The 16,710-nt window shown below is 43.6% G+C and carries 12 protein-coding genes; 8 read left to right on the forward strand and 4 right to left on the reverse strand.

Annotated elements, in window-relative coordinates:
- The first annotated feature begins 228 nt into the window (after window positions 1-228).
- From L6773_RS07675 to L6773_RS07695, 5 genes are all read left to right on the forward strand, one after another.
- A complete protein-coding gene (locus tag L6773_RS07675; protein ID WP_237853285.1) occupies window positions 229-1,587 on the forward strand; it encodes an MFS transporter in 1,359 nt (452 codons plus the stop codon).
- Between the two features lie 332 nt (window positions 1,588-1,919).
- Complete coding sequence (locus tag L6773_RS07680) at window positions 1,920-2,096, forward strand: BF3379 family histone-like protein (protein WP_237853286.1); 177 nt, start codon at window positions 1,920-1,922, stop codon at window positions 2,094-2,096.
- Between the two features lie 180 nt (window positions 2,097-2,276).
- Window positions 2,277-2,756 carry a PH domain-containing protein gene (locus tag L6773_RS07685; RefSeq protein WP_237853287.1) on the forward strand — a complete coding sequence of 160 codons (480 nt, stop codon included), beginning with the start codon at window positions 2,277-2,279 and terminating at the stop codon, window positions 2,754-2,756.
- Complete coding sequence (locus L6773_RS07690; RefSeq protein ID WP_237853288.1) at window positions 2,749-4,254, forward strand: PH domain-containing protein; 1,506 nt, start codon at window positions 2,749-2,751, stop codon at window positions 4,252-4,254. Before L6773_RS07685 ends, L6773_RS07690 begins: the two co-directional genes overlap by 8 nt.
- Before the next feature lie 150 nt (window positions 4,255-4,404).
- Window positions 4,405-5,166: a creatininase family protein gene (locus L6773_RS07695; RefSeq protein WP_237853289.1), complete on the forward strand. Its 762-nt coding sequence runs from the start codon at window positions 4,405-4,407 to the stop codon at window positions 5,164-5,166.
- 223 nt (window positions 5,167-5,389) lie between these two features.
- Here L6773_RS07695 and gcvP read toward each other — a convergent pair whose 3' ends face one another.
- Both gcvP and L6773_RS07705 read right to left on the reverse strand, forming a co-directional pair.
- Window positions 5,390-8,317 (reverse strand): aminomethyl-transferring glycine dehydrogenase, encoded by a 2,928-nt coding sequence (gene gcvP, locus L6773_RS07700; RefSeq protein ID WP_237853290.1) that lies wholly within the window; start codon window positions 8,315-8,317, stop codon window positions 5,390-5,392.
- A 409-nt stretch (window positions 8,318-8,726) separates the two neighbouring features.
- Window positions 8,727-10,586, reverse strand: coding sequence for a sodium:solute symporter family protein (locus L6773_RS07705; protein WP_237853291.1), 1,860 nt, complete (start codon window positions 10,584-10,586; stop codon window positions 8,727-8,729).
- Between the two features lie 331 nt (window positions 10,587-10,917).
- On the opposite strand from L6773_RS07705, the gene L6773_RS07710 reads away from it, so the two are divergent.
- Both L6773_RS07710 and L6773_RS07715 read left to right on the forward strand, forming a co-directional pair.
- Window positions 10,918-11,784 (forward strand): DUF72 domain-containing protein, encoded by an 867-nt coding sequence (locus L6773_RS07710; protein WP_237853292.1) that lies wholly within the window; start codon window positions 10,918-10,920, stop codon window positions 11,782-11,784.
- Window positions 11,785-11,966: 182 nt separating this feature from the next.
- Window positions 11,967-13,118, forward strand: a complete 1,152-nt coding sequence (locus L6773_RS07715; RefSeq protein ID WP_237853293.1) for an aminotransferase class V-fold PLP-dependent enzyme — start codon at window positions 11,967-11,969, stop codon at window positions 13,116-13,118.
- Window positions 13,119-13,197: 79 nt separating this feature from the next.
- Here the strand turns inward: L6773_RS07715 and L6773_RS07720 are convergent, their stop codons facing one another.
- Complete coding sequence (locus L6773_RS07720) at window positions 13,198-13,617, reverse strand: fasciclin domain-containing protein (RefSeq protein WP_237853294.1); 420 nt, start codon at window positions 13,615-13,617, stop codon at window positions 13,198-13,200.
- Window positions 13,618-13,798: 181 nt separating this feature from the next.
- Here L6773_RS07720 and L6773_RS07725 point away from each other — a divergent pair, with 181 nt between their 5' ends.
- Entirely contained in the window at window positions 13,799-15,418 is a 1,620-nt protein-coding gene (locus L6773_RS07725) for a peptide chain release factor 3 (protein ID WP_237853295.1), read from the forward strand.
- A gap of 379 nt (window positions 15,419-15,797) precedes the next feature.
- Here the strand turns inward: L6773_RS07725 and L6773_RS07730 are convergent, their stop codons facing one another.
- Entirely contained in the window at window positions 15,798-16,676 is an 879-nt protein-coding gene (locus L6773_RS07730; protein ID WP_237853296.1) for a DUF4097 family beta strand repeat-containing protein, read from the reverse strand.
- Window positions 16,677-16,710 lie beyond the last annotated feature (34 nt).

Below are 16,710 nucleotides of genomic sequence, written 5' to 3' on the forward strand. Positions count from 1 at the left end.
TTGATTTCTTTTTTCAAAAGATAAAGAATCTATCTCTATGTCACAGAACATTCAGTGGGTATTAGTAATTCAATCACTTAAGAATTCTGAGCAAGTAATGACTCATTGTGTGAACTTAATTCTATCTCTTGAGATCTCTTTTTAATACACGATATTCTATCACCTGCCCTTTTATTACATCACGAAAATTGTTATATCTGCTCTGAACTTGATTTTCAATACTCCTTCATGAAACGACTTCGAAGCGACATTCCCCGTGCATCTAAAAAAGAGATTTTTGGATGGGCGATGTTCGATTTTGCCAATTCTACATATACACTGCTCATCATTACGGTAATTTTCCCTGTCTTGTTCACAACGGTTATTGTTGGAGATGCCGAACAAAACTACCGGCTTGGAAACTTGCTATGGAGCGTAGCCTTGGCAGTAAGTTATTTTCTCGTAGTACTTAGCGGACCGGTGTTCGGTGCTATTATGGACTATTCGGCCCTTAAAAAGAAATTCCTGTTTTATAGTTATGCACTTACTGTTGCAAGTACCGGTTTCCTTTACTTCGTGGAACCCGGGATGGTTGTTCTGGGTGTCACGTTACTGATCATCTCCAACTTTGCCTATGCCATCGGTGAAAACTTTATAGCAGCATTTTTGCCGAGTTTAGGCCCCCCGAAAGACCTTGGAAAAATTTCCGGTTTCGGATGGGCTTTGGGTTATGTTGGCGGACTCGTGGCGGCAGGCTTTGTTATTTATTTTCTGGGTGAACCAACAGCCGGTAATTTTGATCGCATTCGTTGGGTCGGGCCTTTTACCGCACTCTTTTTCATGATAACGGCCATTCCTACTTTTCTCTGGGTAAAAGAACCCGGTGCCAGAAAAGAGTTGCCAACTCAAGAAACATTTTTCTCTGTTGGGTTTAAACGTTTGGGTGAAACATTGCGAATGATCACTAAATTCAAGGACTTGGCTATCTACCTGGTCTCCGTTTTCTTTGCAATGGCCGGGGTCTACATCGTAGTTTCATTTGCATTTATTTACGGCGATCAGGTTGTAAACTGGGATGAATCCGTTCGAATCATGATGTTTGTCATCGTGCAGATCACAGCTGCAATCGGTGCTTTTTTATTTGGGTATATACAGGATAAGATCGGGGCTAAACTCACCTATAATTTTACACTTATACTCTGGTTTTTAGGGGTACTGGGTATTTGGGCAGTCACTGATATTACGACGTGGTTGAATACTTCATTTAACACAAACTTCGAAGCCCAATACGTATTTCTTTGGATTGGAATTGTTGCAGGAATCAGTCTCGGGTCCAGCCAATCTGCCAGCCGCGCATTGGTTGGAATATTTACGCCGGAACAAAAATCAGCCGAATTTTTTGGATTTTGGGGGCTCTCCAACAAAATTGCCGGTGTGTTTGGCATTATCGGGTTGGGACTTCTCCAGGCTGAGTTTGGCCTCCATCAATCTGTTCTATTTTGCGCCTTTGTGTTTTTAGTAGCACTTCTGGTTTGCTTTTTTGTGAACGAGAAGCGAGGGGAGGCTGCCGCCGATGATTTCCAAGCTCAGCAAAAAGGCGATTATTGAGTTAAAATCGAACTTTCTGTTCATCATGACAGAACCCACACAAGGCTCTTTCGATCAACTACATCAGTTACCAATAATAACTGATCGATTGTATATTGAATATTATCAACTACTTAAATGGTATTTTATCATCATCCTCAATCTTAAAAAAAACTCTTCAATTCATTTATCACCGATCCAAAAAAATTATAGCCCAAATAGCTACATTTAATCCTCATATTCTTACCTTGGTGGATTATTATGTTTATGGGATCTATGTGAAATCATAACATGCGGAAGGGTGATAGACCGCTATCATCACGAATTAATAACCTAACTAAATGGAGAATTAAATGAGCAGAATTGAAGAAGTACAGAACCTGGTAGCTGAGCTTTCGGAAGATCTTGATAAGTTTTACGAAAAAGGTAATAAGGCTGCTGGTACAAGAGCCAGAAAACAACTTCAGGAATTAAAAAAACTATCCCAGGATATTCGGGTTGAAATCCAAGACATCAAAAATAAAGAATAAATCCTGACGATTTTCTTTAGAGAAAGCCGTTCCGAAGCTCGGGGTGGCTTTTTTTATTTCTGCCTGCTCCAACGTTTGCAAGATTGAATAATCAAAACTGAATTACAGTTTGGTAGAAAAACATCTATTTTTAGGGTCTATCGAATTCGCTAATACAACGTACTTAGTACTCGTACCTAAATGAAAGAACCTCCATTTCATAAATTAACTCCAAGAGCTATTCGTGTTTGGCAATGGAGCAACTCCATACGCTCCCTTTTCTTTTTCATTATCCCGGTGGTTTATGCCGCAATCTTCGGGATGGATGGATTTCATAAGTGGATTGTCGTATCACTTGCTGTAATTGTGTTTATCGCCTGGCTTCTATCCATTTTTTTAATGCCTTATTTGTCATGGAAAAACTGGCGTTATGCTATTGATGAAAACGAAATTGACCTGAAACGGGGTGTAATTTTTAAAACCCGAACGCTGATTCCCCTGAGCCGGGTTCAGCATGTGGATACGCGACAGGGTCCACTTTTGGGATCTTATGACCTGGCCAGCGTAACTATCTCGACCGCCGCTACTACTCATGAAATTCCGGCCCTCGATGAGGTGCTGGCCGACAGGGTTCGTCAACAAATTTCCACTTACGCAAGGCTTGCCGAAGAAGATGTCTGATTTTAAACGCCAACATCCCGTTGCAGCCCTGAGCCGGGCATTCGGTTTGATTCGCGGAAATATTGTTACCATTATCGTGTTTCTTTTCGTTGGTGCCCAAAGCGAAAGTTTTTCTTTCTTGTGGTGGACCCTCGGTGGTTTTGCTTTTTTGCTGATTGTGGGATTTGCCAATTGGTGGCGATTCTTATATAAAGTTGAAGATGGATTGATTCATATCAAAAGCGGAATTTTTGTACGCAAAAACCTTTACCTCACCAAAGATCGCATCCAGGTAATTGATATAACAGCCGGTATCATACAGCGCATTTTTGGATTGGTTCAGCTGGATATTCAAACAGCCGGAGCCAGTTCACGAGCAGCCTCAATCGAAGCGATCACTAGAGACAGGGCTGAGGCAATCAATCGTTTATTAAGGCGAAAGAGAGAAGATTCGGGTGAAGAAGATAATGATGGTGCCGAGTTCGAAATTGAAGATGATATCAAACAAACGATCTCTCTTCCCAATAAGGAGTTGTTGATTGCAGCTTCAACATCCGGGAGTTTCGGTATAGCTCTTTCTGTGATTGGTACCGTCTTTTCCCAGATCGAACCGCTGATTAGTGAGTCACAGTTTTACGATTACCTTTACAGTATCCTGCCGTCTCAAACAGATACGATGTTCTATATTGCGCTTATTGCAGGATTCATTGTTTTTGCCTGGCTACTCTCCTTTTTTGGAACACTGTTTAACTATGGAAATTTCTCGCTTGAGATCAAAGAGAAAGAGATTGTGATATCCCGCGGTATTTTTGAAAAGAAAAGAAGTACGGTTCCCTTTAACCGCATTCAGGCAATTCACATTTCCGAGGGAATTATTCGCCAACCATTGGGTTATGCTTCCATTCACCTGGAAAGTGCAGCCGGTTACGGAGATGACAGGGGGACCGGATCGATCTTGTTTTTCCCGCTCATTAAACGGAAACGGATTCTCTCGCTATTGGATGAAGTTCTACCGGATTATCAAAAAGAACTGGCTGCATTGAAACCGCCGAATCGCTCCCTCAGACGTTATATTTTCAGATCCACATTCTTGGTTACGGCCGTCACAGCGGGGGTTTGGTGGTGGTTTGACCTGAACGTATTGATGTGGATTTTTCCCATACTTGCAATCATTTGGGGATGGCTCAAGTATAATGATACTGCATTGGGCTGGGGTGATGACATTCTTGTTCTTCAAAGCCGAAATCTTTCCAAATCTACGGCCTACATTAAGAAAAAACGCGTTCAGGATGCATCCATCAGCCAAAGTCCTTTTCAGCGATACAGGAATCTTTGTTCGGTCCAGGTTTATGTTGCATCCGGTGATCGTGGAAAATCCTTCAACGTTCGGGATGTTGAACTGGAGGATGGCCTTACGGTTCTTGAGCAGATCAGAATTGAAGGTGTAAATACGACGATTGACGAAAGTCTTGAATCAGAAACAGAACGACAGGTCATTCAGTTACCCGGATGGGCGTAAACATAGTTTAAGGTTTTAAGTTCAAGGTCTAAGGTTCAAGTAAGAATTTTGAAAACAATTGAAGAATTTGGAAAAAGCTTTTTTGCAATTTCACAGAATCATTTTAAAATGAAAAAACTTGGACTTTAAACCTTAAACTTTAGACCTCAAATGAAGCCCTATATCCTCGCCGAAAACAATTGGAAGAATATCAAAGAGATGAACGTGGAGCTTGCTGTTTTGCCCTGGGGTGCTACGGAGGCACACAACTACCACATGCCGTATGCCACGGATAATTACCAGGTTGATGCCGTTGCGGAGATGTCCGCTAAAATTGCCTGGGAATCCGGGAAAAAAGTGATTGTTTTTCCCACCGTTCCGTTTGGCGTGAACACAGGCCAACCGGATATTAAACTGGACCTAAACCTGAACCCAAGTACTCAGCTCCACATTTTACGTGATATTATCACTGTCCTGGACCGCCAGGGAATTAAAAAGTTGCTGGTTTTAAACGGACACGGCGGCAATAATTTCAAACCTCTTCTTCGGGAACTTGGACTTGAGTTTCCTGATATGTTTCTATCCCTATGTAATTGGTTCCAGGTGGGTGACAAATCCAAAATATTTGAGGAAGAAGGGGATCACGCTGATGAGATGGAAACCAGTGTAATGCTTTACCTTCGGGAAGAACTCATTCGACCGCTGGAAGAAGCTGGTGATGGTGCAGAGAAACCGTCAGTCATTCAAGGTATACGTGAAGGCTGGGCCTGGACAGAACGCCAATGGTCTCAGGTTACGGCTGATACAGGGATTGGTAATCCCAAAAAAGCCACCAAAGATAAAGGAGAAGCTTTTCTGAAAGAAGTGACAGAAAAAATCGGGAGTTTGATGATTGAGTTAGCCGAGGTTGATACCGACCGGCTATATGAGTAGGATTTAAATCTCCCCTTGAGGGGAGTACTCCGAAACATCGGAGGGAGGGGTGTTCGGAAAGCACAGTGAACACCTCCCGCCTTAATTTCAAAAGAAAAAATTAAGGCACCCTCCTCAAGGAGGGATTTCTTACGCCGGATACTTCTTACATTGATGGCGCAAGCGTCTCGCTTGTGACTCAACCTTCATATTTAGTCGGTCAATTCGCCAGCCGAAGAGATATCTATGCCGGATACACCGACTCGCCCGCCGCAGGTTCTTGTCCTTCAGAATAGGCTTCAACGGGAAGGCAACTGCACACGAGGTTTCGGTCGCCGTACGCATCGTCCACACGGCTAACAGCCGGCCAAAATTTGTTGTATCGCTGATGTGGAACCGGGAAGACCGCTTTTTCGCGTGAGTAAGGCCGATTCCACTCATCACTCAAAGCCACTCTCATAGAGTGTGGGGCATGTTTCAGAACATTCTCTTCAGGGTCAGCTTCTCCATCCTCCACTTCCCGGATCTCTTTTCGAATCTGAATCATCGCATCACAAAATCGATCCAACTCCTCTTTCGATTCACTTTCAGTCGGTTCAATCATAAGAGTTCCCGGAACCGGGAATGACATCGTAGGTGCGTGGAATCCATAGTCCATCAAACGTTTTGCAACGTCGGTAGCATCAATTCCAACATCCTGTTTGAAATCACGAAGATCTACAATAAACTCGTGAGCAGATCTGCCTCCTCGCCCCGTGTATAAAATCGGGTAGTGATCTTTCAATCGATCTTTTAAGTAATTCGCATTCAGGATTGCTACTTCGGTAGCCTCTTTCAATCCGTCGGCACCCATCATCCGGATGTATGCATGCGAGATCGTTAAAATACTGGCACTCCCCCAGGGAGCCGAGGAGACGGCCGGGATCCCTTTACCACCGTTGATATTCACCACGTCATGATCAGGCAAATAGGGAACCAGTTTTTCAACCACTCCAATGGGCCCCATTCCGGGACCACCGCCGCCATGAGGAATACAAAATGTTTTATGGAGGTTCAGATGACAAACATCAGCCCCAATCTGTGCCGGTGAGGTCCACCCAATTTGTGCATTCATATTCGCACCATCCATATAAACGAGGCCACCATGTTCGTGAATCATTTGGCAGATTTCTCGAATATCTTCTTCAAAAACTCCGTGCGTAGATGGGTAGGTAACCATCAATGATGATAACCGATCACTGTACTTCTCTACTTTTTCACGCAGATCGTCCAGGTCGATGTTCCCGTTTTCATCGCACTTGGTTACCACTACGTCCATACCGGCCATCACAGCACTTGCCGGATTTGTTCCATGAGCGGAGGACGGTACAATAGTCACATCTCGTTGTGTATCACCATTGGCACGATGGTAAGCGCGGATTGTCATTAAGCCGGTGTACTCACCTTGTGCGCCTGAATTCGGCTGAAGTGAAATCTTCTCAAAGCCGGTGATCTCCGATAACCATTCATCCAACTCATCAAAGAGTTGGTGATATCCTTTGGCTTGATCTGTTGGAGCAAATGGATGAATACTGCCGAACTCCGGCCATGTCAGTGGAATCATCTCAGCCGTTGCATTTAGTTTCATTGTACACGATCCGAGAGAAATCATGGAATGCGTCAAACTCAAGTCTCGGTTTTCGAGCTCTTTCAAATAACGAAGCATCTCGTGCTCTGAATGGAACTGGTTGAATACCGGGTGCTCTAAATAGGACGTTGTTCGGGCCAACGATTCAGGAAAATCAACTCTCATGACCATGGATGCTTTTTGCACATCAAACGAATTCTCTTTGGTTGATGCCCCTGCAAAAATATTTAATACATCTTCAACATCACTCAAATCTTTTGTCTCATCAAAAGACAGGCCGACTCCTTCATCCAGATACCGAAAATTCATACCACGGTCAATTGCTCTTGATCGTATCTCATCGATTTGATCGGCACCAAGGCCTTTAACCGTAATTGTGTCGAAAAACTGATCACTGACGGTTTTAAATCCTAACTCCTGTAAACCGGCGGATGTCAATTTTGCAAGTCCGTGCACCTTTGAGGCGATCTTCTTAAGGCCCTGCGGCCCATGATAAGCAGCGTACATTCCGGAAATAACAGCGAGGAGAACCTGGGCAGTACAAATATTGGATGTGGCCTTTTCACGACGAATATGCTGTTCCCTTGTTTGCAAAGCCATTCTATATGCAGGGTTGCCTTCAGCGTCTTTTGTCACCCCAATAATTCTACCGGGAATTTGTCGTTTAAATTCTTCTTTGGTGGCAAAATAAGCAGCATGCGGACCACCATAACCCATCGGCACACCAAATCGCTGGGTGGTTCCCACTACGACATCTGCTCCCATTTCGCCGGGAGGTGTGAGAAGTGTAAGGCTCAACAAATCGGCCGCAACCGTAACAAACAGTTGATTATCATGAGCTGTTTTGATGATCTCCGATAAGTCTTTTACTGTGCCGTATGTGTCTGGATACTGAAGCAGAATTCCAAAATAGTTCTCATCCGTCAGATCTACTTTCTCCGGATCGCCAAAAACCAACTCGATCTCCAAGGGTTCAATTCGGCCCTTGAGTACCGATTTTGTTTGAGGGTGACAATTTTCTGAGACAAAAAAGGTGTTTGCATTCTTTCGCTTCTTCCCTCTCCGACGTCCATGCAGCATTGAGATCGCTTCTGCAGCAGCTGTTCCCTCATCCAACAGAGAGGCGTTGGCGATCTCCATTCCGGTCAGATCAGTGACCATTGTCTGGAAATTGATCAGAGCCTCCAAACGTCCCTGCGAAATCTCAGCTTGATAGGGAGTATAGGCCGTGTACCAGCCTGGATTTTCGAGGATATTTCGCAAAATCACATTCGGGGTATGGGTATCGTAATAGCCCATCCCGATGAACGATTTGTAGATCTCGTTCCGGGATGCTGTTTTTTTGATGTGATCCAGGTACTCGTTTTCACTGAGTGCGGGAGGTAAATTAAGTGGCTTATCAAGCCGAATTTTGGCAGGTATTGTCTCCTTTAACAACTGCTCGATGGATCCAGCTTCACAAACTTCAAGCATCTCATTTTTCTGCTGTGCATCGGGGCCAATATGCCGTGTAGAAAAGCGTTCGTTCTCAAAATTTATCTGCATAAAATAATCAAATCTCGGTGTATTATATCATTTTGATCTGAAACAACAAGCCGGCGCATTAGGTTCACTTCAGACTGGGATTTTTTGGCTTGATTTCATTGAGTATAACAGCAGATAAAGATATGTATTTTTTTGGGGTTTGGCATGTATGAAAATTAAGATATCAATCTGCAAGAGTCTGTTCGGAGTGTAGGTCTATTAGAGTTGTGTAGGCTAAAATTTTTGTCGAAGAACCGAACGCTGACAGGTCTTGCAGACGCTGTCAGGTTCTTAATCAAGCAACCTGGCAGAGTGACCGTGCTTTTCGGTCTCCTGCAAGAGTTGCGTAACATTGGTTTAAGCTTTTATAAGGGAATGTAGAAAATACCCGAACTCTGGCAGTCCCGGATAGTCGGGATGCCAGGTTCTTCTATTGCCCGGCCTCCGAAGCATCACGCTTGTGATCGAAATCTTCCACTTCGATGATGGTATCGAAGCCGCGTTTGCTCAGATCCCAGTAGAGGTAACCGAGGGCCAGCAAGCCTGCAACAAGACACATGGCAAAACTGCCGTAATTACCAAACAGGAAGTGTCCGAATCCAAACAGTGCCATATACACAAGTACTACACCCGCAACCCAATTGTAGAGAAGTGGCATCAGTTCACCGTCGTCTTCAATGTCTGGATTTTCTTCCTGGAGCGGTTTCCAGCCGGGGCCGCCGGGACGAACTTTACGGAAGAACAGGGTCAATTTTTTATGATCGGTTGGTTTCGTGAGGAATGTAACCAGCAGCCAGATAACGGTAGTGATGGCTACCACATAATAAAGATTCATTGGAAACGGATCCTGAATTCCGGGAACCGGGACGCCTAAAAGAACAAGTACCACTAAAAAAATCGGGGTCAGAGAGGCAGCCAGTTCACTCCAGGCATTAATTCTCCACCAGTACCATCGCAGAATCAGTACAAGACCGAGTCCGCCGGAAGCTGTCAATACAAGTCCCCAAGCCTCGCGAATGGTACTGAGTTGAGTAGTGACGAAGAATGCGAGAATGGCCAACAAAAAGGTTACAACCCGAGAAACAAATACATAATGCTTTTCATCTTCGTCTGGTTTGATGAATCGCCGCCAAAAGTCATTCACCAAATATGAAGTTCCCCAGTTAAGGTGGGCTGCAAACGTACTGGTAAATGCTGCCAAGAATGCCGCAAATAAAAGACCAAGCAATCCGGGAGGCAATACATCACGCATTACTAAAACAAAACCTTCACGGGAATCAGCAAGATTAGGATAGAGTACAAGTGAAACCAGTGCAACAATAATCCATGGCCATGGACGCAGGCAGTAGTGAGCAATATTAAACCAAAGCGTTGCGAAGAGGGCATGCTTTTCATCTTTGGCACTCATAATTCGCTGGGCTACATAACCGCCACCGCCGGGTTCTGCCCCCGGATACCAACTCGACCACCACTGAACACCAAAATAAGCTGCAAAAGCCCCGAAGCTAAGCGAGAGAACGGCTACCCCCTCTGCCGTCTGGCCAATGGTTGGTAAAAACTGAAAGGTTTCCGGCGGGAGTTTTTCCTGCAGTCCTGCAATTCCACCAATTTCAGGAATATTTACAGCGTAAACAGCCAATACAATTGTTCCACCCAGCGCAATAACAAACTGGAATATATCTGTTACTGCCACTCCCCATAGTCCTGAAATCAAGGAGAAAAAGCCCACGAAAATGATCAAAAATCCAACCAATAAAAGTGGAGCACTTATATGAATTCCGAGAAAATTAAACGCCTCCTGGCCAAAAAGTGTCATACCCGGAAACAACACATTAAAGATCGATTCCATCGCCAGGGATACCCAGCCGAGAATGATAATATTCATCAACAGTCCAAAATAGATCGCTTTAATTCCTCGTAACCATGCAGCCTGTTTTCCCGCATATCGAAGTTCTATAAACTCCACATCGGTTAACACTCCACTTCGGCGCCACAATCGTGCAAAGAAGAAAACAGTGAGCATCCCTCCCATCAGGAAGTTCCACCAGAGCCAGTTCCCTGCAATTCCATCCAGTGCTACCATTTCGGTAACGGCAAGTGGAGTATCTGCCGCAAAAGTGGTTGCCACCATGCTCGTACCGATAATCCACCAGGGCATATTTCGGCCCGACAAAAAGAACTCGGTTGTGTTTTTGCCGGCACGGCTGTAAAAGTAGAGAGCTATAGAGAGAGCAAAAACAAAGTAGGATGCTACAAGAATCCAGTCCAGTGTTGTAAGAGTTGAAACCATTTTCCTATACAAAATTGAGATTCATAGTCGCCAAATAGATCGCAATTTGCGATTCAGCATTGTACCTGAAAATTTCGTCTAATATGCTGGTATGATGATTAAAAAACAATTCGTGTTATCCCAAAAAAATTAGAGAGCAGGTTTGTTAGCGTACTAATTGTCAACCATCATCTCAGAATATAGAAGTCAGTGAATGTAAAGCAAATCTGGAACCGCTTCCTAATTTTTAGCCGAATAAAGTTTGGCCGAAATCGTACTCTGCCCTGTTTTTTAATGATATAATGTGAAAATTTCGTTTATTGAATAGATAGAATCCTGTTTAAATGAAGCTATGAGCATAAAAAAATACCATATTGGCCTTACCCAGTGGGGGTTTAAGGATTGGATCGGTAATTTTTTTAGCAATGAAGCCAAGCCCGATCATTTCCTTAATGAATATGCTTCTGTGTTTAATTCAGTTGAAGGGAATACTACATTTTACCGGGTTCCTACACCGGAAACGATTCAAAAATGGGGCGAACAGGTTCCCTCTGATTTTAAATTCTGTTTCAAGTTTCCCAGAGAAATCACCCATAAACGGCAGCTTAAAAATGTAACGGAAGAGGTTCTCTCCTTCCTGGATCTGTTTCAGCCTATTCGCACAAAATTGGGGCCTTTTCATATTCAGCTCAGTCCAACATTTTCATACGAACAGGTGCAGAATCTCGAAGAGCTGGTTGAAGTTTTGCCGGCCCATCTCAGTTTTGCGGTGGAAGTTCGCCATCTCGATTTTTTTGACAAGGGAAAGAAGGAGCGCCATCTGAACGATCTTTTAAAGAGTTATGGTGTAAACCGTGTGGTGTTTGATACACGTCGACTGCATGAAATTAAAACAGATGATCCCTCCATTTTAAAAGCCAAAAAAAAGAAACCAAAAACACCGGTTCGTTTTGATTCAACGGGAGCCAATCCGTTCATCCGCTATGTGGGTGGTAATGAAGTCGTCCAGAATGAATCTCACCTGAAGGAGTGGGCAATTATTATCGCCAATTGGATTCGCGACGGAAAGCATCCCTATATGTTCATTCACTCACCGGACACACTTCATGCTCCTGAATTAGCCAGGTACTTTCATCACGTGCTCGCTAACCTCACCGAGCTGGAACCGTTGCCTGAATGGCCTGTTGATCGGAAAGACAAACAGCTAGGATTGTTTTAAAATTGACCAACGTACTTTTATAACCACAGGGACACAGAGAAACCACAGTGCACACAACGTTTTTTCTTGATCGATTTTAAAAATCTGTTCATTACTCATAGTGTCCTTTGTAGATTCTTTGTGCCGCCGTGGTTTAACCTTCCCGGTTTTCATAAATATAACTTAAAACCTATTTTCTTTGTATGAAGTGTCAAAAAGAGTTATTTCGACTTCCCGATAACCAACATTACCTGAACTGTTCCTACCTGTCTCCCCTCCTCCGGTCAGTAGAAAAAGCCGGGATTGATGGTGTTCAAGGTAAACGACATCCTTGGAACATCAAGCCAAACGACTTTTTTGAGAATTCAGACATAGTACGCCGCGAATTTTCAAACTTGATTCATGCAGGCAACCCGCAACAAATTGCTTTGATGCCCTCAGTCTCATACGGTATGGCTGCAGTTGCTAAGAATCTTCCTCACAAAAAAGGCGGTGAGATTGTCGTTGCCGGGGAGCAGTTTCCAAGCAACGTCTACCCCTGGATGCGATTTTGTAAGGATCATAATTGTACACTTAAGATCGTTGAGCCGCCATCTGACATTAAAAATCGTGGCGAAAGATGGAATCAGAGAATTCTTGAATCTATTTCTGATGATACCATTCTAGTGGCCCTCGGCGGTGTTCACTGGACCGACGGCACACATTTTGACCTGGAACAGATCGGGTTTCTTGCACGCGAAAATAATGCACTTTTCGTGATCGACGGGACACAATCGGTAGGGGCGCTGCCTTTTGATGTCAATAGCATTCAACCCGATGCCTTGATTTGCGCCGGCTATAAATGGCTGATGGGACCCTATGGAACTTCGCTTGGATACTTTGGTGAGCGACTGCTAGATGGATCTCCATTGGAGGAGGGCTGGATCGTCCGCAAGAACAGTGAAAATTTCGGCGGCCTTGTAGATTACGAGGAGGAATATCAACCCGGAGCTCTACGGTTTGATATGGGTGAGCGAAGTCAGTTTATCAATCTGCCGATGATGGCAGAGGCTTTAAAACAGGTGAACAGGTGGACTCCGGAAGCGATACAAAGCTATTGTAAAAATCTGTGCTCTGAAACTATCCGCGAATTACGAGAAAATGGATTCCGGATTGAGGATGAAAATTGGCGGGGTCATCACATGTTTGGAGTTCGGTTGCCGAACCATATCAGCATGGAAAAACTAAATGATAAATTTTCTGAACACAACATCCATGTTTCTGTTCGCGGTTCATCTGTTCGGGTATCACCCCATTTATACAATGATGAAAAAGACGTAGAAGTGTTTAGAGAAGCACTGCTTTCGCTAAGCTGATTGAGAACTTCTTCTTCCATAAAAAAAGAGCCGCTCCTAATAGCGAGCAACGGCTCTTTACATATTTACTTGTTTAAACTTAATTCTCAATCACTTCATCAACAACATGCACCAAACCGTTCGATGCTTCTATTCCACCTTCTTGAATTTCTATTCCAAGTGAAGCTTCAGCTTTTTGAGCAGCAACTTCTCCCTGGAACAGGTGGGAAATAACTACACTTTCCAAGCTGTCAGAGTTTGCCCGCAGATCTTCAAGGTTTGCATCCATCTCCTCAAACGCTTTATCAGTAGGAGCCACCACGGTATATGGACCCGCTTGGGACACTACATCATTGAGACCTGTTTCATCTAATAGGTCAGCGAACACCGTATGATTTTCACTGTTATTTATCACTTCAACTACATTACTATCCTGGGCATTTGAATTACTTAATCCGGCGACCAAAAAAATGGATAGGAATACCGACAATATTACGGATAATCTCTTCTTGTTAATCATAGCTCTAAATCTTGAATTAATATTAGATTATTTTTTATGATTTTATCGCTTTGCGTCAACATTCTAAACAAATTTTAAATACTCGTGTTCCGTTATTTATTTGTAAAAGGGGACAGATGAACACAACTTTAAAATTCCTTATCTTACGAGTCTTTGAATTTTTACTGATCAGAACCACGAAATGCCAGAAACCGATACAACCGTCCAGGACAACCAGATTTTAGAAGAGGCGAAAAAGCGGCGAACGTTCGCCATTATTTCGCACCCGGATGCGGGGAAAACCACCCTCACGGAAAAACTGCTTCTCTATGGAGGTGCCATTCACGAAGCCGGGTCAATCCGTCAAAGAAAAGCGGCCCGATATGCCGCATCCGACTGGATGGCTATTGAAAAGGAACGTGGAATTTCAGTAACCTCATCGGTTCTTCGGTTTGAGAAAGACGGTATCAAATACAACCTTCTCGACACACCCGGCCACAAAGACTTTTCCGAAGACACCCTCCGAACACTTGTTGCCGCCGACTCCGGCTTGATGGTAATTGATGTTGCAAAAGGAGTTGAGGAGCAAACTGAGAAGCTGTTTGAAGTTTGCAAATTGCGGCAGGTTCCTGTCATTACATTTGTAAACAAGTGCGACCGCCCCGGTATGGATCCGCTTGAGGTTTTGAGTAATGTTGAAAATCGGCTTGGCATTGAGGCGATTCCTGCAAGCTGGCCTGTTGGATATGGACGTAAATTCCAGGGTATTTATGATTTGATTGGTAAAGAACTGCACCTCTACCGAAAATCAAAACATGGGGCGCAAAAGGCGGAGACAGAAGTTTTTTCTTCGTTGGAAGAGGGGTTGGCAGAAAGCACGTTATCGGAACCTGAAAAGGAAGATCTGACTGAAGAGATCCTTTTGATTGAGGATATGTTTGAGAACATGGATCGTGAGGGATTCAAAAAGGGCGAAGTTTCCCCCGTTTTCTTTGGATCTGCATTGAACAATTTTGGGCTGGATGTTTTCCTGAAATATTTCCAGGATTTAGCACCAAGTCCACAGCCATACAATGATTCTGAGGAACATGAGCATAATCTAAATGAACCCTTTAGCGGATTTGTATTCAAGCTCCAGGCAAACATGAATCCGGATCACCGCGATTGTGCGGCATTTGTTCGAATCACCTCCGGTAAATTTGAGCGTGGATTAGAAGCAACACATGCCGGAACCGGGAAGAAAGTACGCATGTCTACCCCACATACATTGATGGGCGATGAACGAAACATTATGGAAGAGGCCTATCCCGGGGATATTGTTTCGTTGTTTAGTCCCGGTTTTTTCCGAATCGGCTCAACTCTCTACTCTGATAATCCGGTGAAATTTAATGTAATTCCTCTCTTTACACCGGAGCATTTTATGAAGGTTTCCACCAAAGATCCGTTCAAAAGGAAACAGCTTCGCGAAGGTTTAAAGCAGCTTTCGGAAGAGGGTGTGGTTCACGTTTTTGAGGTACCTCAGGGTGTTGGTAATGAACTTCTGCTTGGAACCGTAGGTGTACTTCAGTTTGATGTCGTAACTCACCGGATGTCTGCCGAATATGGTGTTGAACTACATCAGCAGCCGGTTTCGTACCATGCAGCCCGATGGTTACCGAATGAAAGTGAGGATATCATCAAGAAGCTCGAAAACAACTATTCAACGCACATCACCAAAGATATGGAGGGGAACCCCATCGTTCTGTTTGAAAGTGGGTATGCCCTGAACCAGGCAGAAGAAAAAGTGGGAGCCGAGAACCTGTTTAAGTACAAACAAGACTGAGGCAGTGGCCAGTTATCAGGGATCAGTAAGCAGTTGTGTAAGGAGACATGGGATTTTTTCTTATTGTCAATGAATTTTGAATGATTAGAACACTTTGTGCCTGAATAGATACTCTGAATTAGCAATAAAAATACCCTGTCTTTCCAGAGTTTCAGCAGTCATCGAATGAGTGATCTAACTCGAATTATCTTCTCAATCATACACACTCATCCGATGATTTTTTTGAGCTAATCACAGGAATCAATTATCAGTAGCGTTAGTAAGACATTGTATTTTTTCCTGCCAGCACTGAATGTTGAAATGCTAAAAATCTAAGTACTTGGATAAAAATTTTAAACTGTAAAAAAATACAATGTCTAATACTTTCTTTTTTCAAAAATCAATAAACCCTCAGGTTGATATCCCCGTCGTCTGATCGAATATTAACGCTCGCAGTTCCTCCCGGAAGTCTGTAGATCGAATGTTCATCTTCATCCCGTACACTCTCAAATTGCGGGCTTGTTGATATATCAGAATCATCGTGGCGAATATTAATTTCTCCGCCTCCGGCTACTACAGTGAACATCAGGTCGGCATCATCCAGGTCAAACCGGTAATCTCCATCATCAAAAAGAGCTGTCGTTACTTCAATATCGCTGTCGTCCGATGAGGCTTCAATGAATGCAAAACTTCCATTCCTTATTTGGATATCGCCATCATCTGTATCGATTTTCAGCTGACCATTTCCTCCGTCCATCACCAGGCTTCCGTCATCCAATGAGAATGAATAATCTTCACCATTCACATCAGAAATTTCTGCATCGGAATCATCCGCATCAAGGTGGATAAATCCATCTATTCCTGCTATCTCGTACTTTTCGTCATCTCCCTCAATATCCAGGTTTACATCTCGGGGCGCTTCAATTTCAATGGTATATTCTTCACTGCTGACCCCAATCATTCCTGACGGACCAAAATCTCTGTCTTTTTCACGAATGGTTAGATTTCCGCCATCTTCCTCAACAATCATCTCAAAATCGTTGGATTCTCCAAACGTAATTCCTCGTACTGTCAATTCATAGTTTACAATTACTCGAACATCCTCTCGATTGGAACCGGTGATTTGGACCTCGGCATCGTCACTTTGCAGATGGATTGTACCCCCAAAATCTATGGAATATGTTTGATCCAAATTAAATTCATCCGTTGACTGAGAAAATAGAGTGGCAACGGCAAGTGTCATTGATATGATAAAACTCAGCGTAATTCTTTTTAACATTTCTTATTGATGTGATTAGAATTGACTGTTTTTG

Source organism: Rhodohalobacter sulfatireducens (assembly GCF_022012475.1).
In the GTDB taxonomy this organism is placed as follows: Bacteria; Bacteroidota; Rhodothermia; order Balneolales; family Balneolaceae; genus Rhodohalobacter; species Rhodohalobacter sulfatireducens.